Consider the following 22,441-nt stretch of genomic DNA (forward strand, 5'->3'; position numbering starts at 1 on the left):
CGGGGTCAGGCCGCGTCGTCGCGGCGGCGTCGGGCCGCGCCGACCAGGGCGGCGCCCGCGCCGAGCGCGAGCACGCCCAGGGCGCCGATCACCACAGCCGGCCCGCCCGCGTCCGGCAGCGCGTCCCGGCCGGCGTCGGCCCGGCCGTCACCGTCGTCGTCGCGCGTGTCGTCCCGGCCGTCGGTGGCCGAGTCGCCACCCCCGTCCACGACGGGGTCGGCCGTGACGTCCACCGTGACGGCGGCGGTGTCGCAGACCGGCGTGGGGGTGGAGTCGTCGCAGCGCTCGTACTGGAACGAGTCCGTGCCGACGAAGCCCCGAGCGGGCGTGTAGCGCAGCGTGCCGTCCGCCAGGACGACCACCGTGCCGTGCTCGGGCTGCACCGTGATGCGCGCGGCGGTGAGCGGGCGACCCGTCCGGCTCGTGTCGTTGTCCTCGACCGCGATGACGACGGGACGTCCCGTGCGCGTCGTGGCGGTGTCGTCACCCGTCGTGACCGCGTTCACGCGGACGGTCACCGGAACCGTGAGGGTGTGGCACTGGCTCGGACTCGAGGCGTCGCACACCTGCAGGTCGAACGCATCGCTGCCGGAGTAGCTGTCGTTCGGCGTGTAGGTGACGGCTCCGGTCTGCGGGTCGACGGTGACGTCGCCGTGGGCCGGGCGTCCGGCGACCGCCACCGACTGCGGGTCGAGGGCGGCGCCGGCGGCGCTCACGATGTCCGCCAACGGGACCGTCAGCTCGGCGTCCTGGTCGGTCTCGACCCCGTCGGCCGACGCGGGCTCGCTCGTGAACGCGTTGGACACCGTGACCGTCACCGTGGCCGTGTCGCAGACGGGCGTGGGCGTCGACGTGTCGCACACGCGGTACTCGAACGTGTCCACGCCCGAGAAGCCCGCGTCCGGCGTGTAGGCGATGCGACCGTCGGCCTCGATGCGCGTGTCGCCGTGGGCCGGCGCCGTGACGACCACCGGGTCCGCGAGCGCCTGGCCGGAGGCCGAGTCGTCGTTGTCCCTCACATCGACGAGCACCTCGGTGGCGAGCGTCGTCGTGGCCGAGTCGTTCGCTGCAGCGACCGCGTTCTCGGACACCTCGACCACGATCGTGACGGTGGTGCACTGGGCCGGGACCGAGGTGTCGCAGACGCGGACGTCGAACTCGTCGGTGCCCGAGTAGCCCGGGTCCGGCGTGTAGGTCAGCTCGCCCGTGGCCGGGTCGACCGTCACGTCACCGTGCGCGGGAGCCCCGGGGACCGTGACCGTCGTCGGGTCGAGCGGCTTGCCCGACGGGTTCACGACGTCGTCGAGCGGAATGTCCTTCGGCGTGTTCTGCGGCGTCGCGACGCCGTCCTCGACCGCGGTCTCGTCGGAGAAGACGTTGTCGACCGTGACGGTCACCGTGGCCGTGTCGCACACGGCGGTCGGCGTGGACGTGTCGCACACGCGGTACTCGAACGTGTCCACGCCCGAGAAGCCCGCGTCCGGCGTGTAGGTGATCCGGCCGTCCGACTCCACCCGGGTCGAGCCGTGGGCCGGCGCCGTGGTCACGGTCGGGGCCGCGAGCGACTGGCCCGACTCGCTGTCGTCGTTGCCGCGGACGTCGATCGTCCGCGGCGTCTCGACCGTCGTCGTGGCGGTGTCGTCGTCCGCCGTGACCGTGTTCGCGCCCACCGTGACCGAGATCGTCACCGTGGTGCACTGCACCGGGCTCGAGGTGTCGCACACACGCACGTCGAACTCGTCGTCACCGGTGTAGCCGGCGACCGGCGTGTAGGTCAGCTCGCCCGTGGCGGGGTCGACCGTGACGGTCCCGTGCGAGGGACCCTCGAGGACGGTCACGCGCGTCGGGTCCAGCGGACGGCCGGCGCTCGAGACGACGTCCTCCAGGGCGATCGTCGCGGCCGTGTTGTGCGGCGTCGCGACGCCGTCCTCGACCGCGGTCTCGTCGGAGAAGACGTTGTCGACGGTCACCGTGACCGTGGCGGTGTCGCACACGGCGGTCGGCGTCGAGGTGTCGCACACGCGGTACTCGAACGTGTCCACGCCCGAGAAGCCGTCCGTTGGCGTGTACGTGATCCGGCCGTCCGACTCCACCACGGTCGAGCCGTGGGCCGGCGCGGTGATCACGGTCGGGGCCGCGAGCGACTGGCCCGACTCGCTGTCGTCGTTGCCGCGGACGTCGATCGTGCGCGGCGTCTCGACCGTCGTCGTGGCGGTGTCGTCGTCCGCCGTGACCGTGTTCGCGCCCACCGTGACCGAGATCGTCACCGTGGTGCACTGCACCGGGCTCGAGGTGTCGCACACGCGAACCTCGAACTCGTCGTCACCGGAGTAGCCCGGGTCCGGCGTGTAGGTCAGCTCGCCCGTGGCCGGGTCGACCGTGACCTCGCCGTGGGCCGGCTCCTCCGCGACGTCGACCTTGGTCGGGTCGAGCGGCTTGCCGGTCGCGGAGACGACCTCGGCCAGCTCGATGTCCTTGGCGGTGTTCTGCGGCGTGGCCACGCCGTCCTCGACAACGCTCTCGCCCGCGAACACGTTCGTGACGGTGACCGTGACCGAGGCGCTGTCGCACACGGCGGTCGGCGTGGAGGTGTCGCACACGCGGTACTCGAACGTGTCCACGCCCGAGAAGCCCGCGGCCGGCGTGTAGACGATGCGCCCGTCGATCGTGACGGACGTCGTGCCGTGCTCCGGCTGCGAGGTCACGGACGGCACCGCGAGCGCCTGGCCCGACGCCGACGTGTCGTTCTGGTGCACCAGCACCGGCACGGCGGTGCCGACCGGGGTGGTCGCGATGTCGTCGCCGGCCGTCACCGTGTTCGCGCCGACGGTCACGGAGATCGTCACCGTGGTGCACTGCGAGGGGTTCGAGGTGTCGCACACGCGGACGTCGAACTCGTCGGTGCCCGAGTAGCCCGGGTCCGGCGTGTACGTCAGCTCGCCCGTGGACGGGTCGACCGACACGTCACCGTGCGCCGGGGCGCCGGGGACGGTGACCTTCGTCGGGTCCAGGGGGCGGCCCGTCGCCGACACGACGTCGTCGAGCGGGATGTCCTTGGCGGTGTTCTGCGGCGTGGTCGCGCCGTCCTCGACGGCGGTCTCCTCGACGAAGACGTTCGTCACCGTGACGGTCACCGTGGCGGTGTCACAGGCGGCGGTCGGCGTCGTGGTGTCGCAGACGCGGTACTCGAACGTGTCCACGCCCGAGAAGCCGTCGGCCGGCGTGTAGGTGATCCGGCCGTCCGACTCGACCACGGCCGAGCCGTGGGCCGGGGCGGTCGTGACCGTGGGCGCCGCGAACGGCTGGCCCGAGGCGCTGGTGTCGTTGGCGCGGACGTTGATCGTGCGCGGCGTCTCGACCGTCGTCGTGGCCGCGTCATCGACGCCGGTCACCGTGTTGGCGGTGACCGTGACGGAGATCGTCACCGTGGTGCACTGCGAGGGGTTCGAGGTGTCGCACACGCGCACCTCGAACTCGTCGGCGCCGACGTAGCCGGCGTCCGGCGTGTAGGTCAGCTCGCCCGTGGCCGGGTCGACCGTGACCTCGCCGTGGGCCGGCTCGCCCGCGACCGTGACCTTGGTCGGGTCGAGCGGCTTGCCGGTCGCGGAGACCACGTCGTCGAGCGGGATGTCCTTCGGCGTGTTCTGGCGCGTCGTGACGCCGTCCTCGGCCGCGGTCTCCTCGGCGAAGACGTTGGTCACCGTGACGGTCACCGTGGCGGTGTCGCAGATCGCCGTGGGGGTCGACGTGTCGCAGACGCGGTACTCGAACGTGTCCACGCCCGAGAAGCCGTCGGCCGGCGTGTAGGTGATCCGGCCGTCGGACTCCACCCGGGTCGAGCCGTGTGCCGGGGCGCTGACCACGGTGGGCGCCGCGAGCGACTGGCCCGACTCGCTGTCGTCGTTGGACCGCACGTTGATCGTGACCGGCGTCTCCACCGGCGTCGTGTCCGAGTCGTCATCGGCGGTGACGACGTTCGGGGTCACCGTGACGGAGATCGTGACGGTGGTGCACTGAACCGGGTCCGACGTGTCGCAGGCCCGCACCTCGAACTCGTCGTCGCCGATGTAGCCCGTGGTGGGCGTGTAGGTCAGCTCGCCCGTCGTCGGGTTCACCGAGACGGCACCGTGCGCGGGCGCACCCGTGATCGTCACGCGCGCCGGGTCGAGCGGGCGACCGGACGCGGAGGCCACGTCGGCCAGCGGGATCCGCTTCGCCGTGTTCTGCGGCGTCGTGACGCCGTCCTCGACCGCGCTCCCGTCGCTGAAGACGTTCGCGACGGTGACGGTGATCGTCTGGGTGACGTCCTGGCCGGAGGCGTCGCGCAGCGTGTACGTGAAGCTGCCGGCGCCGGAGAACCCGGCGGCCGGGCGGAAGGTCACGACGCCCTGGTCGAGGCTCACGGTGCCGTTATGGGCGCCGCCCACGCCGACGAGGGTGAGGTCCGAGCCCTGGCCGAGCGCCTCGAGGGCGTCCGCCGTGATCGTCACCGGGGTGCCGACGGTCGTGGACCGGCTGTCCGGGTCCGCCTCGGGCGTGACGTTGATGATGACGGTCACGAGCGTGCCGTCCGAGGTCCGGTAGGTGAAGGAGTCGGGTCCGGAGTAGCCGGCCGGAGGGGTGTAGGTGTAGCGGCCGCCGGCGTAGGCGACCGTGCCGCCCTTCGCCGAGGTGCGGTCGTAGGTGCCGTTCGAGGTGTCGGTGACCGTGGCCGGGACGTCGACCTGCGTCGCGATGACGACCTGCGTCTCGGCCGAGACCGGCGGCGCGGGGTCCGGGTCCTCGTTGCCGATCGCGTAGGCCTTGTTGATCAGCGGGCCCGGGGTCGAGGGCGCCGTGGCGCGGACGGTGACGACGGCCTCCTGGCCGACCTCGAGGTAGCCGCCGTTGCAGGTCGCGACCTTCTGCGTCGTGCCGGTCACGACGCACGACGTGTCGGTGCTGGTGACCGAGAGGTCGCCGAGGTTGTTCGGGAGGACGTCGTTCAGGACGAAGCCCGACGTGTTGCCCGGGCCCTCGTTCTTCACGACGACGCGCCACGAGATGGGGTTGCCCACGACGACCGTGGCCGGGCCGGTCTTCGTCACGCTCAGCTTGGACGGCAGCGCGGTCGAGCAGTTCGTCGCGTCGCTGCGCTGGTTCGCCGGCGCGGTCACGCGGCTGATCAGCTCGAACGTCGGCGACGCCTGATCCGCGCCCCGGATCGCGATCTGGTACATGAAGCCGTTGGTCGCGATGAGGGCGAGGTTGCCGTTCGTCATCGTGAATGCCGAGCCGTAGGAGTTGGTCGGCATGACGTCGGCGGGCACGGCGAAGGTCGTGACCGCACCCGTGGTCGGGTTGATCCGGTAGAGCGTGGAGGACTGGCCGTAGTTCGCGGCCCACAGGTAGCCCTTGAGGAAGGTCAGGTCGGCGAAGCGGATGCTGCTCGACAGCGTGATCGTCGTTCGCGTCGGGCGCGGGGTGCTCGTGGCGCTCGTGACCCCCTTCAGTCCGGCGACCTTGTGGATCGTCGTCGTGCCGGCGTAACCGTTGGCGACGTAGTAGTTGCCGTCAGCGTCGAACTCGCCGCTGTCCCACAGCAGGTTCGGGGGGGCACCCAGCGCCGTGGTGGCGTCACCCAGCGGCGTCACGACGCCCGAGCGACTGATACGCGCGAACGAGCCACGGACGTTGCCCGACGTCTGGCCGTAGAACGTGCCGTAGAGGTACTCGTCGGTCGGGTTGAACGCCAGCGCGTTGAACACGTTCTGGCCGGTGAAGTTCGACCCGATCTGGGTCCACTGCGAGCCGCCCGTCGTCGTGTACGAGCCCGAGTTGAGCTTGACGGTGCCGACCGGCTCCTCGGCCTGGGCGAAGAAGCGCGGGACCGTGCAGTCGAACGCCGGCGCCGGGGCCGCCTCGGCGGCTGGGGCCGGCGCCAGGACCGTCATGGTTCCGGCGAGGCTGAGCGCGATCAGCAGGAAGGCTGACGCGCAGGTGAGCAGTCGGCTGCGCAGGCGGAACGCCATGGAATTACGAGACCTCTCGAGCGGGAGACGCACAGCGCGCAGGAAGGCGCGGGATCGCACCGTCCGGCGCGACCTGGACCGTCATTGCCGCGGCCCCGAGGGAGCGGATCCGACTCCCTCGTCACCCGCTCGCCGGTGACGCTACCTGTGACAGGAGGTGCTGGTGACGCTTTCTGGGCCCGTTCGGGCAAGACCATCCTCAAACGGTCGCAAAGAACTACGCAGGGGGAACCAAAGTGTCATGACGGGCGCCACACGAGACTCGTGAGGCATGCGGAGGATCATCCGCCGCAGCGACAACGACGGCGGTCGCTAGAGGGCGAGGCCGACGTACTTCGTCTCGAGGTACTCCTCGATGCCCTCGTCGCCGCCCTCGCGACCGAACCCGGACGCCTTCTGGCCGCCGAACGGGGCGGCCGGGTTCGACACGACGCCCTGGTTGATCCCGACCATGCCGGTGTCGAGTCCCTCGTAGACCTTGATGGCGCGGTGGTAGCTCTCGGTGAACGCGTAGGCGACGAGGCCGAACTCGGTGTCGTTGGCCATCGCGATGGCCTCGTCGTCGTCGCTGAACGTGAAGATGGGCGCGACCGGGCCGAAGATCTCCTCACGCCACACGCGCGCCTCCTTCGACACGTCCGTCAGCACGGTCGGCGGGTAGAAGTAGCCCGCGCCCTCGGGGACCTCGCCTCCGGTCAGCACCGTCGCGCCGTGCTGCTTCGCGTCGTCGACCAGCTCGGCGACCTTGTCGCGCTGCTTGGCCTCGACGAGCGGGCCGGTCGGGACCTCGTCGGACGCCATCTTCTCGGCGAGGCGCTTGCTGAACTCCTCGGCCAGCGACTCGTGCACGATGAAGCGGTTGGCCGCGGTGCACGCCTCGCCGAGGTTGCGCATCTTCGCCAGGATCGCGCCGTCGACCGCCTTGTCGAGGTCGGCGTCGGCGAAGACGAGGAAGGGCGCGTTGCCGCCCAGCTCCATCGAGACCTTGAGGACGCCCTGCGCCGACTGCTCGATGAGCGAACGGCCCACCTCGGTCGAGCCGGTGAACGTCAGCTTGCGCAGGCGCGGGTCGCGGATGATCGGCTCCATCACCTCGCCCGTGCTCTTCGTCGTCACGATGTTCAGCACGCCGTCGGGCAGGCCGGCCTCGGTGAGGATCTCGGCGAGGCTCAGCATCGTCAGCGGCGTGAGCGAGGCGGGCTTCACGACCATCGTGCAGCCGGCGGCGATCGCGGGGCCGATCTTGCGCGTGCCCATCGCGAGGGGGAAGTTCCACGGCGTGATCATGAGGCACGGGCCGACGGGCTGCTTGAGCGTCAGCAGGCGCGTGGCGCCGTTCGGCGAGACGGCGTAGCGGCCGTTGATGCGCACGGCCTCCTCGGCGAACCAGCGGAAGAACTCGGCGCCGTAGGCGATCTCGGCCTTGGACTCGCTGATCGGCTTGCCCATCTCGGCGGTCATCTGCTCGGCCAGCTCGTCGGCGCGCTCGGTGATGAGCTCGAACGCGCGGCGCAGGATCTCGCCACGGTCACGCGGGGCCGTGCGCGCCCAGTCGGCCTGCGCGGCGACCGCGGCGTCGAGGGCGGCCTTGCCGTCGGCGACCGAGGCGTCGGCCACCGTCGCCAGGACCTCGCCCGTCGCCGGGTTCTCGACCTCGAACGTCGCGCCGTTCTCGGCGTCGCGCCACTGACCTGCGATGAAGAGCTGGTTCGCCATGTCCTCGACGCTACTACCGACCCGGGGACTCCTCCTTCTGGAAGACCGCCCGGCCGGCGAACCTCGTCCGGTGACGGTTTCCCCGGTTAAGTAGGTTCTCTCGCACTTCACGAGGGTTGCGATCCCCGTGAAGTGGGAGAAAGCCTCGTTCAGTCGCCGCGGCCGCGACCTCGCGAGGTTTCCTGTCACTTCCAGGGGATCGCAACCCTCGTTCAGTGACAGGAAACCTGCTTAACCGGGGAAACTGTCAGCTCTCACGCGGGTCGCGCAGCTCGCGCACGCGCGAGACGACGAACCAGCCGCAGACCACGACGACGGCGAGGATCACGAGGCGCTGGAACCAGTCCGCCCACGGCTCGATGACGTGCCAGTTCTCCCCCAGCGTGTAGCCGGCGCCGACGAAGACCGAGTTCCAGATGAGGCTGCCGAGCGTGGTCAGCACGAGGAAGACCCCGAACGACATGCGCTCGACGCCCGCCGGGATCGAGATGAGGCTGCGGAAGATCGGCACCATGCGGCCGAAGAAGATCGCCTTCGTGCCGTGCTTGGCGAACCAGGCCTCGGTGCGCTCGAGGTCGCTGATCTTGAGCAGCGGCGTCTTGGCGAAGACCCACTCGGTGCGGTCGCGGCCGAACAGGCGCCCGAGCCAGTACATGATGCAGGCGCCGATGACGGAGCCGGCGGTCGTGGCGAACAGGGCGCCGGCGAGCGAGAAGCGGCCCTGGCTGGCGGCCAGGCCGGCCATCGGCAGGACGATCTCGCTGGGGATGGGCGGGAAGAGGTTGTCCAGGCCGACCGCGATCGCGGCGCCGAACAGGCCCAGGCGGTCCATCAGGTCGACCATGAAGCCCGCCAGCCCGTCGATCTGCTGGTCGGCCCCCGCCTGAGTCATCACCCGGCAGAGCATAACGAGGGCCCCGCAGCCTGTCGTCGCTCTTCGCGGACGGGGTAGCGTCGCGATGGTGCATCCGTTCCGCAGGCTCCTCGCCGCCGTGGGCGCGACCGTCCTGCTGACGGCGCTGCTCACCGCGTGCCAGAACGACGACTCCCCCGACGCCGAGTCCCTCACGCCGGCCGCGCCCGAGGGTCTCACCGTCGCGCAGGCCGACGACCTGGTGGCGGCCTCGCGCTTCCTGTTCGACCGCGCCTCGGCCGTCGTGCTGCTGCCCGAGCAGGACGCCGACGCCGCGATCGACCGGGCGCGCGACGCCGGCGTCCCCGTGCTGCCCGCCACCGAGGCCGGCCGGGCCGAGGCGCAGCGGCTCGGGGCGCGCGTCCTGGGTGCCGACGAGCAGCCGGGCGACTCCGCCGAGCCCGTCGAGCGCGACGCGAGCGTCACGATCGCGGTGACCGGGAGGCCGTCCGGCGCCCTGCTGCACCTGGCCGCGATCGGCGACGCCAACCTGATGCGGATCGCCGCCGACCCCCGCCACGACCGGACGTCCGCCCAGCGGCTGCGTCGCGGCGCCGACTCCGCCCTGCTCACCCTCGGGGCGTCGGGCTACGCCGTCCGGGTCGTGCGCGAGAACGCGCAGGCCGTCGGCGGCGGCTGGTTCGCCACGCGCGGCAAGCACCTCCTGGCGATGTACGGGCACCCGTCCGGGCCCGCGCTCGGCGTCCTCGGCGAGCAGGGGGTCGAGGCGTCGGTCGCCCGCGTCCGGGAGCTCGTGCGCAAGTACCGCCGCGTCGCGCCGGACGCGACGTTCGTGCCGGCCTTCGAGATCATCACGACCGTCGCGTCCGCCGGCAAGGGCCCGCACGGCGACTACTCCGCGCGCACGAAGGTCAGCGACCTCGAGCCGCTCGTCGACGCCGCAGAGAAGGCGGGTGTCGTCGTGATCCTGGACCTGCAGCCGGGACGCGGCTCGTTCCCGGCGCAGGCGAGGGAGTACGAGTCGCTGCTGCGCCGGCCGCACGTCGGCCTCGCGCTCGACCCGGAGTGGAAGCTCGGCCCGAAGGGCAAGCCGCTCGAGCGCATCGGCCACGTCGACGCGGCCGAGATCAACCGCACGTCGGCCTGGCTCGCCGCCCTGACCCGCAAGCACGCGCTGCCGCAGAAGGTCTTCGTGCTGCACCAGTTCCAGACGCAGATGATCCGCCATCGAAAGCGCGTCCGGACCGACCACCCCGAGCTCTCGACGATCATCCACGTCGACGGCCAGGGCAGTCCGGGCGCCAAGTTCGGCACGTGGCGCACGATCCGGCAGGACGCGCCCGCCGGGGTGGGCTGGGGCTGGAAGAACTTCGTCGACGAGGACGAGCCGATGCTGGACGTCGCGCAGACGTGGCGGCAGGTCCGCCCGCGGCCGCAGCTCATCACGTACCAGTGACGCGGGGCCGGGACTACGCCGCCGCGAGTCGGACCCGGACCGTGAGCCCACCGTCGCGACGCGGGCTCAGATCGAGACGGCCGCCGTGCGCCCGGACGATCGACGCGACGATGGCGAGCCCCAGCCCCGCGCCCGCATGCGAGCCGTCACCGGATCGGGCACGTCCGGCCGCACGGAGAAAGGGCTCCGTGAGCGTCGCGACGACCGCGTCGTCGACGGCCGGGCCCGTGTTGCCGACCTCGAGAACCACGTCTCCGCCGTCTGTGCGCGTGGCGACGGAGATCCAGCCGTCGGGGTGATTGTGGACCGCGGCGTTCTGCACGAGGTTCGCGACGAGCATGGAGAGCAGCACCGGATCCCCTGACACGGTGGCGGGCGCCAAGTGCCGGATGACGTCCAGAAGCGTCTGCCACCTCGCCCACCCGCGCAGCCGCGAGAGCGGCGAGGTCGACCGACTCCCTCCGTTCGACGCCCTGGTCGGCCTGTGCCAGGTCGAGCAGCGCCTCGGTCACCATGATCGACCGCTCGTTCATCTCCTCGATGCGATCGAGCACCCGGTCGACGTCCCGCTCCGGGTCCGCCCGAGCGACCTCGACGATGGTCCGGATGACCGCGTTGGGCGTGCGCAGCTCATGGGAGGCGTTGGCGGCGAAGCGACGCTGCTCGTCGATCGCGGACTCGATCCGCGCCAACATCGCATCGAAGGTGTCCGCCAGGTCCGACAGCTCGTTCGACCGGCCGGGCCAGTCGATGCGCTGTCCGAGGTCACCGGCCCGCACCCGCTCGGCGACGGCGGTGATCCGGTCCACGCCACGCAGCATGCGCCCCGCCAGCAGCCACCCGCCGCCCACGCCGAACGCCGCGAGGAACACGAGCCCGGCGACGGCGTAGCGCGTGAAGACGGTCAGCAGGTCCGTGCGGTCGGGAATGAACCCGAGCTCGCCGCCCCCGCTGAGATTGCCCTCCGGGACGAACCTGAGCAGGAGCAGCCCGACGGCGAACAGGACGACCCCCACGACCACGACGAACGCTGCGTAGCTGAGCGTCAGCTGCCATCGCAGGGACAGGCCGGCAGGACGGCTCCGGGGCTGTGCGTCAGCCATCGCGACGGGCGTCCTCGGTCTCGCGTGACGCCTCACCGAATCGATATCCGACACCGGGCACGGTCTGGATCAGCCAGGGCTCGCCGAGCCGCTTGCGCAGCGTCGAGATCGTGATGCGCACGGCGTTCGTGAAGGGATCCGCGTTCTCGTCCCACGCACGTTCGAGCAGCTCCTCCGCGCTCACGACACCGCCCTCGGCGGTGACCAGCACCTGCAGCACCGCGAACTGCTTGCGGGTCAGCGCGATGTACCGGTCGTCGCGATGGACTTCGCGGCGGAAGGGGTCCAGCTGCAGGCCGAAGGCGCCCACGACCGGAGGCCGGGACGCGCGAGGCCTGCGCTCGAGCGCGCGCAGCCGCAGCACGAGCTCGCGCATGCTGAAGGGCTTGGGGAGGTAGTCGTCCGCCCCGTGGTGGAAGCCCGTCTCCTTGTCCTGGAGTCGTCCGGCCGCCGTGACCATGATGATCCTGGGGCCCGTCGGCCGGGCGGACACGACCCGCGCGACCTCGTCGCCGCTGGGCCCGGGGATGTCGCGATCAAGGACGATCACGTCGTAGTCGTTCACCGCGAGCTGGGCGAGTGCCGCGTCGCCGTCGTGCGCGATGTCCGCCGCGATCGACTCGAGGCGCAGACCGTCGCGGACGGCCTCGGCCAGGAACACCTCGTCCTCGACGATCAGCACGCGCATACCGCGACGATACGTACCGGTGCATATCGCCGACGTATCGGAATCTCGATACGCTCTCGCGACGCGAGGGCCGGTGCGATGGACGCATGCACCTCCACCCACTCGGTCGCGGATCACGGCCCCTCCTCAGCATGCTCGGCGTCGTCCTCCTCGTCGCCGTCGTCAGCGGCGTCGTCGTCTCGGCTCTCGTGTCCAGCCTGGGTCCCGGCTCAGCGGTGGGCGCCAAGGTCCACGACGGTCTCGCGGAGGTTCGCGCGAGCGCCGGCGGAGACGCTCCGGTGGGTCGCGATGACGGCCTCATTCCCGAGGGCGCGCTCCTCACGGTCAACGCCGACCATCCGGCGATGACCGGGCTGGAGCCCCGGCTGCGCGCCGCACTGCGAGCCGCGACGAACGATGCCGCGCTCGAGGGACAGCCCCTCTACGTCACCACCGGCTGGCGGAGCGAGCGATACCAGGCGCAGCTCTTCGAGGAGGCGCGAGCCCGGTACGGGAGCGAGGAGATCGCCCGGCAGTTCGTGGCGCCACCGGAGCTGTCGACCCATCTGACGGGGAAGGCGGTCGATGTGGGACCGCTCGACGCCCAGCTCTGGCTCATGGAGCACGGAGCCGCCTACGGGCTCTGTCAGACGTACGCCAACGAGCGGTGGCACTTCGAGCTCGCCGCCGAGCCGGGAGGCAGCTGTCCCGAGATGCTCCCCGACGCCTCGCACCTGGGGCGCTGAGTCCGGTCGGAGCGCGGGCGGTTGCGACCGCCCGCAGCGGGTACGTGCCGGGCATGACTGACACGAACATCGATCTCGAAGCCGTCCAAGCCGTCGTCGACCGCGTCACCTCCTGGCAGGACGGCGCCACCGAGGGCACGGTCGAGGACGAGCTGCGCAAGGGCTTCTCCGAGGTGGGCATCGAGGTGTCCGAGGAGAGCGTGACCAAGCTCGCCGACGCGATCCAGGATCGTCACGGCGCCGTCGACGCCGCCGAGGTGCTCGGCCGCTGAGAGCGGTCAGTCGCGCAGCGCGTCGCCCATCCGGTCGAGGATCCGGGCGAGGCGCTCGGGGCTCGTACCGAAGTTGAGCCGCGCGAACGTCGGGGACTCCAGCGCCGTGTGCGCGGTGAACTCGACTCCCGGCGAGAGGCGGACTCCGGCCCGGGCAAAGGCGCCCGCGGGGTCCGCCTCGACGCGCGTGCCCGCGAAGTCGAGCCACGCGAGATAGGTGGCCTCGGCGGGCACGACCGCCGCGCCCACCGAGCCGGCCCACCGGGTGACCGTGTCCCGGTTCTCGGCGAGCCGCGCGACCAGGTCGTCGAGCCAGGCGTCCCCCTCGGTCCAGGCGGCGATGGTGGCGACGCGCGACACGCTGCTGACGCCGCCGAGGAACGCGAACGGCAACGCGTCGAGCCGCGCACGCACGCGGGCGTCGCCGATGTGCGCGAGGGCGCAGTGCAGGCCCGCGAGGTTGAACGCCTTCGACGCCGACGTCACGGTGACGGTGCGCGCCTCGACGTCGGGTCCGAGCGACGCGAACGGCACGTGCCGCCGGCCGTCGAGCGCGAGGTCGGCGTGGATCTCGTCGGACAGGACGGTGAGGTCGGACAGGGCCGCGGCATCCGCGATCGGGCGCAGCTCGTCGGCGGTGAGCATGTGGCCGGACGGGTTGTGCGGGTTGACCACGACGACGAGCCGGACGTTCTCGCGCCGCCACCGGCCGGCGAGCTCGTCCGCGTCGGCGTCCATCGGGATCGGCACGATGCGTCGCCCCGCGGCCGCCAGCGACTCGAGGAACAGCGGGTACGCCGGGACGTGCAGGGCGACGCCGTCGCCGGGCGCGGTCTGCAGCTCGACGAGCACCTGGAACGCCTGGATGACGTCCGTGATAGCGCGGCTGCGGCCGGGCTCCGGCGCCCAGCCGAACCGCTGCGCCATGCGATCCTCGAACGCCTCGAGCAGGAGGTCGGGGGCGGCGTCGAAGACGCGGTAGCCGATGTCACCGGCGTCGAGCAGGTCACGGACCCGCCGGACCACGACGTCGGGCACGCGCACGTCCATGTCGGCGACCCACGCCGGCAGGACGTCGGCCCCGGTCGTGGCCCACTTGAGGTTGTCGCGCGCCCGCAGCGCGTCGTCGTCGAGGTCGAACACCGCGCCAGTCTGCCCCAGCACCCGTCAGTCCTCGACGACGCGCTTCCACAGGAACGCGGTCTCGAGGACCAGCAGCACGATCGCGACGATCGACACGATGAGCGGGGGGGTCGACTCGCCGGCGACCGCGGCGATGACGCCGACCTGCGCCCAGATGGCCGCGGCGGCGTAGCCCGGACTGCGCGGCATCAGCAGGTTGACGCCGAGCGCGAAGATCGCGGCCCCGGCCAGCAGCAGCACCTGCCACGTCTCGTCCGAGGGGCTGACGAGGTCGAGCTCGAGCGCGCCGGTGCCCAGGTTGAGGAAGACGGCGGCGCTGACCCAGCCGGCGAAGATGCCGCTCGTCGCGCGTGCCAGGTGGCCGATCCACCGCGGCTCGCGCAGGCGCGTGGACGCCGCGATCCGGGCGGCGTCGATCGCGAACCACGTCATGACGACGAGCACGACGAACGTCGCCCAGCTGATCCCGGCGGCCGACACCGCGATCCACACGGCGGCACCGAGATAGAGCGCGATGAGGTCCCAGACGAAGCGCCCGCTGCCGACGCCGTCGTGGCGCCACACCGTGACGACGGCGTGGATGATCGCCAGGGCGTAGATGAGGCTCCAGATCGAGAAGGCCCAGCCGGCCGGCGTGACGAGCAGGTCCTCGCTGCCGTCGGACGGCTGCTCGACGTCGGACAGGGCCTGCACGACCGGCGCGGCGGCCTGCAGGACCGCCGCCACCAGCAGGCCCCACGCGAGGCGCTTGTCGGTGTGCACGTCGGTGTGGCTCATGCCGTCCACGCTAGGTGGGCCGCCCGGGCCTCGCAGGGCGGCGAGCGCGCCTCACGGGTTGGGGACGCGCACGTCGGCGACCTCGCGGGGCGCGAACGCCGCGTCGAAGTCGCGCTCGTTCGGGCCCCACACCTGCGTCCAGACCCGGTCGTGGTCGTTCCCCGCCGCCCGGTCGCGCGCCATGCCCCGTCGCAGGGCGACCTCGGGGTCGACGTCGCACCACACGGTCACGTCGAGCAGCGCCAGCACGTCCGGATGGAAGAGGCCGATGAGGTCGACCACCAGGACGTCGGCCCGCGGCACGGGCTCGGGATCGCGCAGCCGGCCCAGGTCCCAGGCGTACCGGCGGAACTCGCCGGGCGTGCCGTCGCGGAAGGGCCGCAGCACCTCGGTGGCGAGCCGGTCGCGCTCGACGCCGTCCCAGTCGGCCGATCGCCGGTGCACCCGCGCGGGATCGAGGAAGTCGTCCCCGCGCAGCCGCACGGCGTCGGGCAGCGCCTCGACGAGCGCCCGCGCGAGCGTCGACTTGCCCGAGCCGCCGTGGCCCGAGACGCCCACGACGACGGGTCGGCCGGCCTCGCGACGGCGTCGCTCGACGAGGGCGAGCACGGGTGTCAGGTCCATCGACGTCGATCGTAGGGGCCGCGGCCGGGGGAAAAGTCGACGACCGGGACGTGCAGCACGTCCCAGCCGTCGGCTCCCCCCGAGATCGTGGGTGTCAGTAGGTCCTGGTGGCGACGCGCTCGCCGATCGCCTTCGCGCCGGCGATGACGGTGCCGCTGGAGCTCTTCACCGGCGAGTAGGTCGTGGTCGTGTAGCTCAGGTGCTCCTTGGGGCTCGCGAACGGGTTCACGAGGTAGGCGAAGGACTGCGCCGTGGAGTACGACGCGCAGATCTGGTCCTTCTTGTTGCAGACGTCGTAGACGTAGACGTCGCTCGGCCACGAGGCGCGCCGGCCGAGCATGCCGCCGTGCTTCGTGTCGCCGGTGCGGCTGCCCTTGAGGCCGGGGTTGAACATCGGGTCGCCGATCAGGCCGACGCCCTGCAGGCTCTTGCGCTGGGTCGCCGAGAGACCGACGACGACGTCGCCGACCACGTGGGCGCCCTGGCTGTAGCCGAACAGCGCGAGCTTCGTCGACGGGCAGTCCTTGAGCCGGGTCGTGATCTTGCTCTTCAGCGCGGTCCGGCCGGCCTTGAGCGAGGCGGTGTAGGCGCCGTCGTCCCAGCTGGGCCAGACGTCCGCCGGGTAGGAGACGTACTGGGTCGTGACGTTGGCCGAGCCCTTCTTGGCCTTGAACGCCGAGACGGCCGTCGGCAGCTGGGTCCCCAGCGACGCCTTCGTGCCGTCGTTGGTGCCGCGGACTCCGATGATCGTCCAGGCGGTGCACGCGGCCTGCGCCGGAGTGCTGGTCAGGACGATCAGGCCGCTCGCGGCCATGATCGAGGCCGCGAGGCCGGCGGTCGCCCGCCGCAGGTGATGGAAGCCGCGCACGACCGCTCCTTCGTCCGGGCCCCGGCGGGACCACTCGTCCCACCTTGGTGGCCGGCACCGGACGGGAGGAACCCCCGGAAGCGGGGGGTCACTCCTCGTCGAGCACGTCGCCGGGCGCGAGGCCGACGGCGCGCTCGATGTCGCCGGGGCTGGTGTGCCGCAGGTACGAGCGCAGCTTCGCGCAGGCCGCCCGATAGTGCTCGCGCGCGGTGTCCTCGGTGATGTAGAGCTCGGCGCCGATGTCGGCCCAGTGCCGGCCGCGCGCTCGCGCCGAGATGACCTCGCGCTGGCGCGGGCTGAGCTCGAGCCGCGCGCCGCGTCGGTCGAGCAGCTCGGTCAGCCCGATGAGCGACTGGGTGACGACGACCGTCCCGTCCCGGACGTCGCGGATCGCGCGGACGGCGACCTCGGGCGGGTCGGACTTGTGCACGACGCCGTGCGCGCCGGCACGCAGGCACAGCGCCAGCACGATCGCGCGGCGCTCGTCGGTGTAAAGGCACACGGGCCGGCCGCGGGCGCGCAGCGCCCGGATCGCCGTCCGGCCCTGCTTGACGTTCGAGCCGCGCGGGCCGCGCAGCAGCAGGTCCAGCACCACGACCTCGCACGGCACGGGCGCGGCCTCGAACTCCTCGACGCTCGCGTACGTCGCGACGACCTCGAGGCCCGGGTGCACGGTCGCGAACCCGCCACGGATGACGGTGCTGTCGTCGATCACGACGACCTTGACGGGATCGCTCATGCGTCGAGTCCCTCCCGCTCGACGGGACCGACCAGCGTCACCGAGGTGCCGCGGCCCGGTGCCGAGCGGATCGTCGCGGTGACGCCGACGTCCCGCAGCGCCTGGCCGGCCTGGGTGTCGAGGCCGAAGCCGAGCGGCTGGCTCGCCTGGTCGAAGCCGACGCCGTCGTCGGCCACGACGACCTCCCACGTCACGTCGTCGCTGTCCGCGTGGACGATCACCTGGTGCGCGTCGGCGTGCAGGCGCACGTTGTGCAGCACGGTCGTCACCGCGCGGCTCGCCGCCGTCCAGACCTCGGGGCTGAGCCGGGCGTGACGGCCGAGGTCGACCGCCAGCTCCAGCGGCAGGTCGTCGAAGCCCTCGAGCGACTCGTCGAGCATCGTGCCGACGGTGCGGCGTCCGGGCCGGGACGGCGAGGCGTCCGCCGAGAGGTAGTTCCGCAGTCGCGTCGCCTCCCGGTGCCCCTGGGCGCGCAGGCCCGGCAGGACCTCGGCCGGCGTGTCCTCGTCCGACAGCAGGCGCAGGATGCTCGAGGCGTCGTGGACCGTGAGCCGGTACCGCTCCAGCTCCAGCGCGCGCGAGGCCTCCACCGCCTCCTCGCGGGACCGGTCCGCGTCGGCCGCGAGCGCCCTCAGGTACGCCACGAGGAGCGCCACGACGAGAGCGTAGGCCGGGATCGTCAGCGCGTTGTTGATCATCGTCTCCCACGACGGGCCGACCTTCAGGACCCACGCGAGGTACCAGGTGCCCAGGGCGACGCCGTGGGCGACGGCGACACCCGGCTTCAACCAGGTCGCGCCGAGCGCCGCGACGTTGATGGCCAGGCCCGCGGCCCAGGCCTCCCACGTCCCGACCACGTGCGTCGGCGGCATCAGCAGGCTCATGACCGGGACGGCCGCCCACGCCACCGCGATGTCCGGCACGTGCCACCAGCCCCGCAGCACCGATCCGGTCAGCAGGCACTGGGCGATCATCAGGATCGAGACCGCCGCCACGAGCAGGGAGAACAGGATGTAGGGGCCCGGATGGGTTGCCAGCTGCGAGCCCGAGGCGACGCTGAGCAGGATCTGCACCAGCACGATGGCGCGCATCACCGGGCTCACGAGCGCGATGCCCAGCTCGGCCCGGCGCGATGACGGGCCGGCGGCCGTCGCTGGGGCGTTCCTCACGCCACTCATCGTCGCAGACCGTGGTGTCTGAGGGGCCCACGAGTCTCGTCGGTCCTCACGCGTCCCGCACCTCGTCGCTAGCCTGAGCCGGTGCGCCTCACGTCCCTCCACCGTCACCCGCTCAAGTCGGGGTCCATCGAGGACCTCGCCTCCGCGCTCGTCGAGCCGTGGGGACTGGCCGGGGACCGCCGGTGGATGGTCGTCGACCCGGAGGGGACGTTCCTCACGGCCCGCGAGGTCCGAGCCCTGATCGGCATCGACGCAAGCCTGACCGAGGCCGGCCTGCGGCTCGCCGCGCCCGGGCGGCCCACGATCGACGTGCCGGTGCCCGATCCCGCGCGCCAGGTGCCGGTGCGGATCTGGAGCTCGCTGATCACGGCGGCCGAGGCCGACGCGACCGCGTGGCTGACCGAGACCCTCGGCCGCGAGGCGCGCCTCGTCCACCTCGACGACCCGCGGCGGCGGCCGGTCAACCCGGCGCGGTCGGAGCCCGAGGACCGGGTGAGCCTCGCCGACGGGTACCCGCTGCTGGTCGCGACCGAGGCGTCGCTGGCCGCGCTCAACGAGGCGATCGCGCAGGGCGACGGCGATCCCCTCTCGATGCGCCGCTTCCGGCCCAACCTGGTGATCGACGGCGAGGCGCCGTGGGCCGAGGACGACTGGCGCCGGATCCGGGTCGGCGACGCCGTGTTCCGCGCCGTGAAGGGCTGCGCCCGCTGCGTCATCACGACCCTCGACCGAGCGGAGTCCGGCGAGGTCGTCGGCGGCAAGGAGCCGATCCGCACGCTCGCACGCATCCGGCGCTTCGGAGGCGCGGTGTGGTTCGGCGTGAACCTCATCCCGGACACGGCGGGCGTCACGATCCGCGTCGGCGACGAGGTCGAGGTGCTCGAGGCGGCCGAGCCGGGCGGCGGCCCCGTCGGGGCCTGAGTCAGTCGCGGCTCAGCAGGTGCGAGACCCAGCGGGGGACGACCTCGGTGGCCGGTCCCGCGAACGTGGTGTGGAACCCGCCGCCCGTCGGCTCGAGGTTGAGCTCGAACGTGTGCGCCCCCGACGCGTGGGCGTAGTCGACGAAGCCCGCCGCCGGGTAGACGACGCCGGACGTGCCGATCGCGGCGAACACGTCGACCTCGGACAGCGCCCGGTGGATGTCGTCCATGCCGTGCGGGTACTCGCCGAACCACACGATGTCGGGGCGCAGCGCGGCGCGGTCGCACTCGGGGCACGCGGGCTCGTGCTCCAGCGAACCGTCGTACTCGAACCGGTGCTCGCAGACCTCGCAGCGGACGCGGCGCAGGCTGCCGTGCATGTGCAGGACGCGTCGCGAGCCCGCCCGCTCGTGCAGGTCGTCGACGTTCTGTGTGACGAGCAGGAAGTCGTCGCCGAGGTGCTGCTCGAGCTCGACGAGGGCCTCGTGCGCGGCGTTCGGCCTCACGCGGGCGAGCGAGGCGCGGCGCGCGTCGTAGAACCGCTGGACGAGGGCGCGGTCGTGGGCGAACGCCTCGGGCGTGGCGACGTCCTCGGGACGGTGTCCCTCCCACAGGCCGCGCGCGTCGCGGAACGTCGCCAGGCCGCTCTCGGCGGAGATGCCCGCGCCCGTCAGCACCACGATCCTCATGCGCCGTCCCCCCGCAGTGCCGCGGCGAGCTCGCGCGCCGCGGTGGCCGGCCCGGCGACGGACCACCGCAGCCCGTCGGCCTCGACCCGCTCGGTCGTGCCGCCGGCGCCGGCGACGAGCGCCTGCCCCGGCAGCCAGTCCCAGTCGGGCGTGCTGTGCTGGAACCAGCAGCCGAGCCGGCCCGTGGCGACGCCCACGAGGTCCATCGAGCCCGACCCGAGCATGCGGATCGTGGCGGGAAGGGCGGCGGCACGGCGCCAGCTCGCGAAGCCGGGGTGGTCGACGATGAACGCGGGGTGCGCGTAGGTGGCGGCGCTGAGCCGCGCGACCGGCGCGTCCTCGAGTCGCGCGACGGGGCGGCCGTTGCGCGTGGTGGGCACGTCCGGCCCGCCGACGACGACCGTGCCGGTGGCATGGTGCGCGACCGCACCGAGCAGCACCCGGTCGCCCTCGGCCAGCGCGACCGCGGAGCACCAGTAGTCGAAGCCCGACGCGAAGTTGTACGTGCCGTCGACGGGGTCGATGACCCAGCGGCGGCCCGACGAGCCGTCGCGCGCCGTGCCCTCCTCGCCGAGCAGGCCGTCGTGGGGACGCTCGGCGTCGAGCCGCTCCACGATCCGCGCCTCGGCGGCCAGGTCGGCCGCCGTGACCAGGTCCGAGACACCGGTCTTGGCGCGGGCCTCGAGGTCGTCCTCGGCGCGGATGCGGGCGGCCAGGGCGGCCGCCTCGACGACCAGCTCGCTCGCCAGGGTCACGTCCTCGGGGGTCACGTCCACCCCTCCACCGTAGGCGGGCTCACCCGACGGGCGTCACCGGCTGTCGCAGGATCGTCCGCAGGCGCTCGGGCGCGCTGCGGCGCGGGTCGCTGAGGTAGATCTCGTGGTGCCGCCCGGTCAGCCGCAGGCCCTGGGCGGCGGCGTGGTCGTGCAGCGCCGCGATGACCGGGCCCTCCATGTCGTACGGGCCCACGTGCAGCGTCTGGACGCAGGTCCCCTCGTCGAGGACGTCGACGCGCAGCTCGTCGAGCACCGGTGCGGACGCCTGGCCGGCCAGGTCCGCGCGGACCGCGTCGAGGTGCTGCTGCTCGATCCACTCCGGCACGAGGCTCAGGACGGTCCACGACCAGCGGCTCTTGTCGCGCGCGGTCGTGAAGGCGTCGGGGTCGTCGGCCCACCACAGCGCCTCCAGCGGCGGCACGCCGTAGTCGCGGTCGAGCGTGCGCTTGCTGAGGAACTTCAGCCGGTACGCGAACGGGTAGATCGTGGCGAGCGCCCGCTCGTACGCCGGGGTCGTGTTGGGGTCGCCGTGGCCGTCGACCATGAGGTAGCGCAGAGGCGGCAGCGTGACGGTCGTGAACTCGCCCCGGGTGGCCTCGTAGCCGGGGACGGACGTCTTCAGATCGGTCTTCACGCGTCCTCCTGCGCTCAGGTCGACGGTCCGCCCGCCACGCGCGCGGTCTGCAGAACATAGCGGTCCCAGGGGTCACGAGGATCGCGTCCGGTCGCGGCGGCGATGCGGCGCACGCGGTAGCGCACGGTCTGGGGGTGCAGGTGCAGCCGTTGGGCCGCCGGTGCCGCGCCGCCCGCGTGCAGCACGGCGTCGAGGGTGCGCAGCGTGTCCGCGTGGCCGGCCACGGCACCGAGGACGACGTCGGCGGCGCGCCGCGGGTCGGCGTCGGCGTGCCCGGTCACGAGCGCGAGCACCTCGAGGTCGCCGTCGTCGAGCACTCCCCGTCCCCAGGCCAGGTCCGGCGCGGCGCCGATCGCGTGGGCGGCGAGCCGGTAGGCGCGCGGCGCGCTCCGGGGCGTCACGCCCGGCTGGCGCACGACACGCAGTCCGTGCTCGCGGGCTCTCGCCGCGAGCATCGAGGCGTCGACGGACCTCAGCAGCGCGACCCCGAGGCCGTCGAGCACCGCGGCGACCGACGTCACGACGGTGGTGCCGTCGTCACCGGGCTCGAGCGCCTCCACCAGGAGCTCCGCGGCACGGCGGGGCTCGGTCCCGTCCGGCGGCGCCGCCACGAGGAGCTCGAACTGCGCCGGCAACTGGGCGTCGAGCTCGCGCAGGCGCGCGGTGAGCGTGCCGGCGTGGCTCTGGCGGCCCAGCAGGAGGTCGACGAACAGGCCGCGCAATGAGCTCTCGCGGTCCGCGTCGAGGTACCGACCCGTCGACTCGTAGCCGTCGTAGATCGCCTCGGACAGCTCGTCGAGGACGGCGAACCACACGCGCACGAGCGACGTGACGTCCTCGGCGGAGACCGCGTCGCGGAACCGGTCGGCGACCTGGTCGAGGAACTCGGCCGCCGCGACGCGGTACGCGCGCAGGACGGCCGAGAGCGGGCGCCCGTCGCGGGCGCGGACGGCGCCGACCCCGCGGAACAGCGCGATGTCGTCCTCGGTGAGCTGGGCCTCCTGCGCCCACAGGTCGAGCACCCGGCGCAGGGTCCACGCGGTGATCGAGCGGACCTCCTGCAGCTGACGGTCGTCGAGGGTGGCGTACGCCGGGATCTCGCGACCGATCGTGGTGACGAATGCCGAGACGAGGGCGTCCTCGTCTCGGAGCAGGCTCGCGATGACGCCGCGGCGGTCGGGGTGCATGGCCCTCCGTGTGCTGGGTGACAAAGTCGGTGCGCAGGTGCTGACAAGGCTACTGGTCGCG

General features: G+C 72.5%; 19 protein-coding genes and 1 pseudogene. 4 read left to right on the forward strand and 16 right to left on the reverse strand.

The window, feature by feature from the left end:
• Positions 1-5: 5 nt before the first annotated feature.
• The 3 genes from AB3M81_RS10955 to AB3M81_RS10965 form a co-directional block, all read right to left on the reverse strand.
• Positions 6-6,011, reverse strand: coding sequence for an Ig-like domain-containing protein (locus AB3M81_RS10955; RefSeq protein WP_412903951.1), 6,006 nt, complete (start codon positions 6,009-6,011; stop codon positions 6-8).
• Between the two features lie 312 nt (positions 6,012-6,323).
• Entirely contained in the window at positions 6,324-7,727 is a 1,404-nt protein-coding gene (locus tag AB3M81_RS10960; protein ID WP_412903952.1) for an NAD-dependent succinate-semialdehyde dehydrogenase, read from the reverse strand.
• Between the two features lie 247 nt (positions 7,728-7,974).
• Positions 7,975-8,619, reverse strand: coding sequence for a DedA family protein (locus AB3M81_RS10965; RefSeq protein WP_412903953.1), 645 nt, complete (start codon positions 8,617-8,619; stop codon positions 7,975-7,977).
• A 67-nt stretch (positions 8,620-8,686) separates the two neighbouring features.
• Between AB3M81_RS10965 and AB3M81_RS10970 the strand changes: the two genes are divergently transcribed.
• On the forward strand, positions 8,687-10,057 hold the full coding sequence (locus AB3M81_RS10970) for a hypothetical protein (RefSeq protein WP_412903954.1): 1,371 nt from the start codon (positions 8,687-8,689) through the stop codon (positions 10,055-10,057).
• A 13-nt stretch (positions 10,058-10,070) separates the two neighbouring features.
• Here AB3M81_RS10970 and AB3M81_RS10975 read toward each other — a convergent pair whose 3' ends face one another.
• From AB3M81_RS10975 to AB3M81_RS10985, 3 genes and pseudogenes are all read right to left on the reverse strand, one after another.
• Positions 10,071-10,397, reverse strand: a complete 327-nt coding sequence (locus tag AB3M81_RS10975) for an ATP-binding protein (protein WP_412903955.1) — start codon at positions 10,395-10,397, stop codon at positions 10,071-10,073.
• Between the two features lie 142 nt (positions 10,398-10,539).
• Positions 10,540-11,160, reverse strand: a pseudogene (locus AB3M81_RS10980) (HAMP domain-containing protein); the annotation flags it as partial.
• The gene (locus tag AB3M81_RS10985) at positions 11,153-11,848 is read right to left on the reverse strand and encodes a response regulator transcription factor (protein ID WP_412903956.1); all 696 of its coding nucleotides are present in this window, start codon (positions 11,846-11,848) and stop codon (positions 11,153-11,155) included. The gene AB3M81_RS10985 and the pseudogene AB3M81_RS10980, both read right to left, overlap by 8 nt.
• Before the next feature lie 131 nt (positions 11,849-11,979).
• Between AB3M81_RS10985 and AB3M81_RS10990 the strand changes: the two genes are divergently transcribed.
• Entirely contained in the window at positions 11,980-12,573 is a 594-nt protein-coding gene (locus AB3M81_RS10990; RefSeq protein ID WP_412903957.1) for a M15 family metallopeptidase, read from the forward strand.
• Positions 12,574-12,626: 53 nt separating this feature from the next.
• Entirely contained in the window at positions 12,627-12,845 is a 219-nt protein-coding gene (locus AB3M81_RS10995; protein WP_412903958.1) for a hypothetical protein, read from the forward strand.
• Between the two features lie 6 nt (positions 12,846-12,851).
• On the opposite strand, the gene AB3M81_RS11000 is transcribed toward AB3M81_RS10995, so the two are convergent.
• The 6 genes from AB3M81_RS11000 to AB3M81_RS11025 form a co-directional block, all read right to left on the reverse strand.
• The gene (locus tag AB3M81_RS11000) at positions 12,852-14,009 is read right to left on the reverse strand and encodes a MalY/PatB family protein (protein ID WP_412903959.1); all 1,158 of its coding nucleotides are present in this window, start codon (positions 14,007-14,009) and stop codon (positions 12,852-12,854) included.
• A 3-nt stretch (positions 14,010-14,012) separates the two neighbouring features.
• Positions 14,013-14,765, reverse strand: a complete 753-nt coding sequence (locus tag AB3M81_RS11005) for a hypothetical protein (RefSeq protein ID WP_412903960.1) — start codon at positions 14,763-14,765, stop codon at positions 14,013-14,015.
• A gap of 51 nt (positions 14,766-14,816) precedes the next feature.
• Positions 14,817-15,389: a uridine kinase family protein gene (locus tag AB3M81_RS11010; protein WP_412903961.1), complete on the reverse strand. Its 573-nt coding sequence runs from the start codon at positions 15,387-15,389 to the stop codon at positions 14,817-14,819.
• Positions 15,390-15,483: 94 nt separating this feature from the next.
• Positions 15,484-16,257 carry a cutinase family protein gene (locus AB3M81_RS11015; protein ID WP_412903962.1) on the reverse strand — a complete coding sequence of 258 codons (774 nt, stop codon included), beginning with the start codon at positions 16,255-16,257 and terminating at the stop codon, positions 15,484-15,486.
• 88 nt (positions 16,258-16,345) lie between these two features.
• Positions 16,346-16,996, reverse strand: a complete 651-nt coding sequence (locus AB3M81_RS11020; RefSeq protein ID WP_412903963.1) for a hypothetical protein — start codon at positions 16,994-16,996, stop codon at positions 16,346-16,348.
• Positions 16,993-18,165, reverse strand: coding sequence for a sensor histidine kinase (locus AB3M81_RS11025; RefSeq protein WP_412903964.1), 1,173 nt, complete (start codon positions 18,163-18,165; stop codon positions 16,993-16,995). Before AB3M81_RS11025 ends, AB3M81_RS11020 begins: the two co-directional genes overlap by 4 nt.
• 90 nt (positions 18,166-18,255) lie before the next feature.
• On the opposite strand from AB3M81_RS11025, the gene AB3M81_RS11030 reads away from it, so the two are divergent.
• A complete protein-coding gene (locus AB3M81_RS11030) occupies positions 18,256-19,095 on the forward strand; it encodes an MOSC domain-containing protein (protein ID WP_412903965.1) in 840 nt (279 codons plus the stop codon).
• Position 19,096: 1 nt separating this feature from the next.
• On the opposite strand, the gene AB3M81_RS11035 is transcribed toward AB3M81_RS11030, so the two are convergent.
• The 4 genes from AB3M81_RS11035 to AB3M81_RS11050 are packed head-to-tail and all read right to left on the reverse strand — an operon-like array spanning position 19,097 to position 22,380.
• Positions 19,097-19,783, reverse strand: a complete 687-nt coding sequence (locus tag AB3M81_RS11035; protein WP_412903966.1) for an NAD-dependent deacylase — start codon at positions 19,781-19,783, stop codon at positions 19,097-19,099.
• A complete protein-coding gene (locus tag AB3M81_RS11040; protein ID WP_412903967.1) occupies positions 19,780-20,559 on the reverse strand; it encodes an inositol monophosphatase family protein in 780 nt (259 codons plus the stop codon). The genes AB3M81_RS11035 and AB3M81_RS11040 overlap by 4 nt, the downstream gene beginning before the upstream one ends.
• A gap of 19 nt (positions 20,560-20,578) precedes the next feature.
• Positions 20,579-21,193, reverse strand: a complete 615-nt coding sequence (locus AB3M81_RS11045; protein WP_412903968.1) for a GyrI-like domain-containing protein — start codon at positions 21,191-21,193, stop codon at positions 20,579-20,581.
• 14 nt (positions 21,194-21,207) lie between these two features.
• A complete protein-coding gene (locus AB3M81_RS11050; RefSeq protein WP_412903969.1) occupies positions 21,208-22,380 on the reverse strand; it encodes a PucR family transcriptional regulator in 1,173 nt (390 codons plus the stop codon).
• Between the last annotated feature and the right edge of the window lie 61 nt (positions 22,381-22,441).

This window comes from Aeromicrobium jepli (assembly GCF_047246605.1).
Lineage (GTDB): Bacteria > Actinomycetota > Actinomycetes > Propionibacteriales > Nocardioidaceae > Aeromicrobium.

Coding starts and splice junctions, on each gene's coding strand:
- AB3M81_RS11050 (WP_412903969.1), bottom strand. CDS start 22,380: ATGCACCCCGACCGCCGCGGCGTCATCGCGAGCCTGCTCCGAGACGAG.
- AB3M81_RS10955 (WP_412903951.1), bottom strand. CDS start 6,011: ATGGCGTTCCGCCTGCGCAGCCGACTGCTCACCTGCGCGTCAGCCTTC.
- AB3M81_RS11020 (WP_412903963.1), bottom strand. CDS start 16,996: ATGAGCGATCCCGTCAAGGTCGTCGTGATCGACGACAGCACCGTCATC.
- AB3M81_RS10970 (WP_412903954.1), top strand. CDS start 8,687: ATGGTGCATCCGTTCCGCAGGCTCCTCGCCGCCGTGGGCGCGACCGTC.
- AB3M81_RS11035 (WP_412903966.1), bottom strand. CDS start 19,783: ATGAGGATCGTGGTGCTGACGGGCGCGGGCATCTCCGCCGAGAGCGGC.
- AB3M81_RS10960 (WP_412903952.1), bottom strand. CDS start 7,727: ATGGCGAACCAGCTCTTCATCGCAGGTCAGTGGCGCGACGCCGAGAAC.
- AB3M81_RS10985 (WP_412903956.1), bottom strand. CDS start 11,848: ATGCGCGTGCTGATCGTCGAGGACGAGGTGTTCCTGGCCGAGGCCGTC.
- AB3M81_RS11005 (WP_412903960.1), bottom strand. CDS start 14,765: ATGAGCCACACCGACGTGCACACCGACAAGCGCCTCGCGTGGGGCCTG.
- AB3M81_RS10995 (WP_412903958.1), top strand. CDS start 12,627: ATGACTGACACGAACATCGATCTCGAAGCCGTCCAAGCCGTCGTCGAC.
- AB3M81_RS11010 (WP_412903961.1), bottom strand. CDS start 15,389: ATGGACCTGACACCCGTGCTCGCCCTCGTCGAGCGACGCCGTCGCGAG.
- AB3M81_RS10990 (WP_412903957.1), top strand. CDS start 11,980: ATGCTCGGCGTCGTCCTCCTCGTCGCCGTCGTCAGCGGCGTCGTCGTC.
- AB3M81_RS10975 (WP_412903955.1), bottom strand. CDS start 10,397: ATGCTCGTCGCGAACCTCGTGCAGAACGCCGCGGTCCACAATCACCCC.
- AB3M81_RS10965 (WP_412903953.1), bottom strand. CDS start 8,619: ATGACTCAGGCGGGGGCCGACCAGCAGATCGACGGGCTGGCGGGCTTC.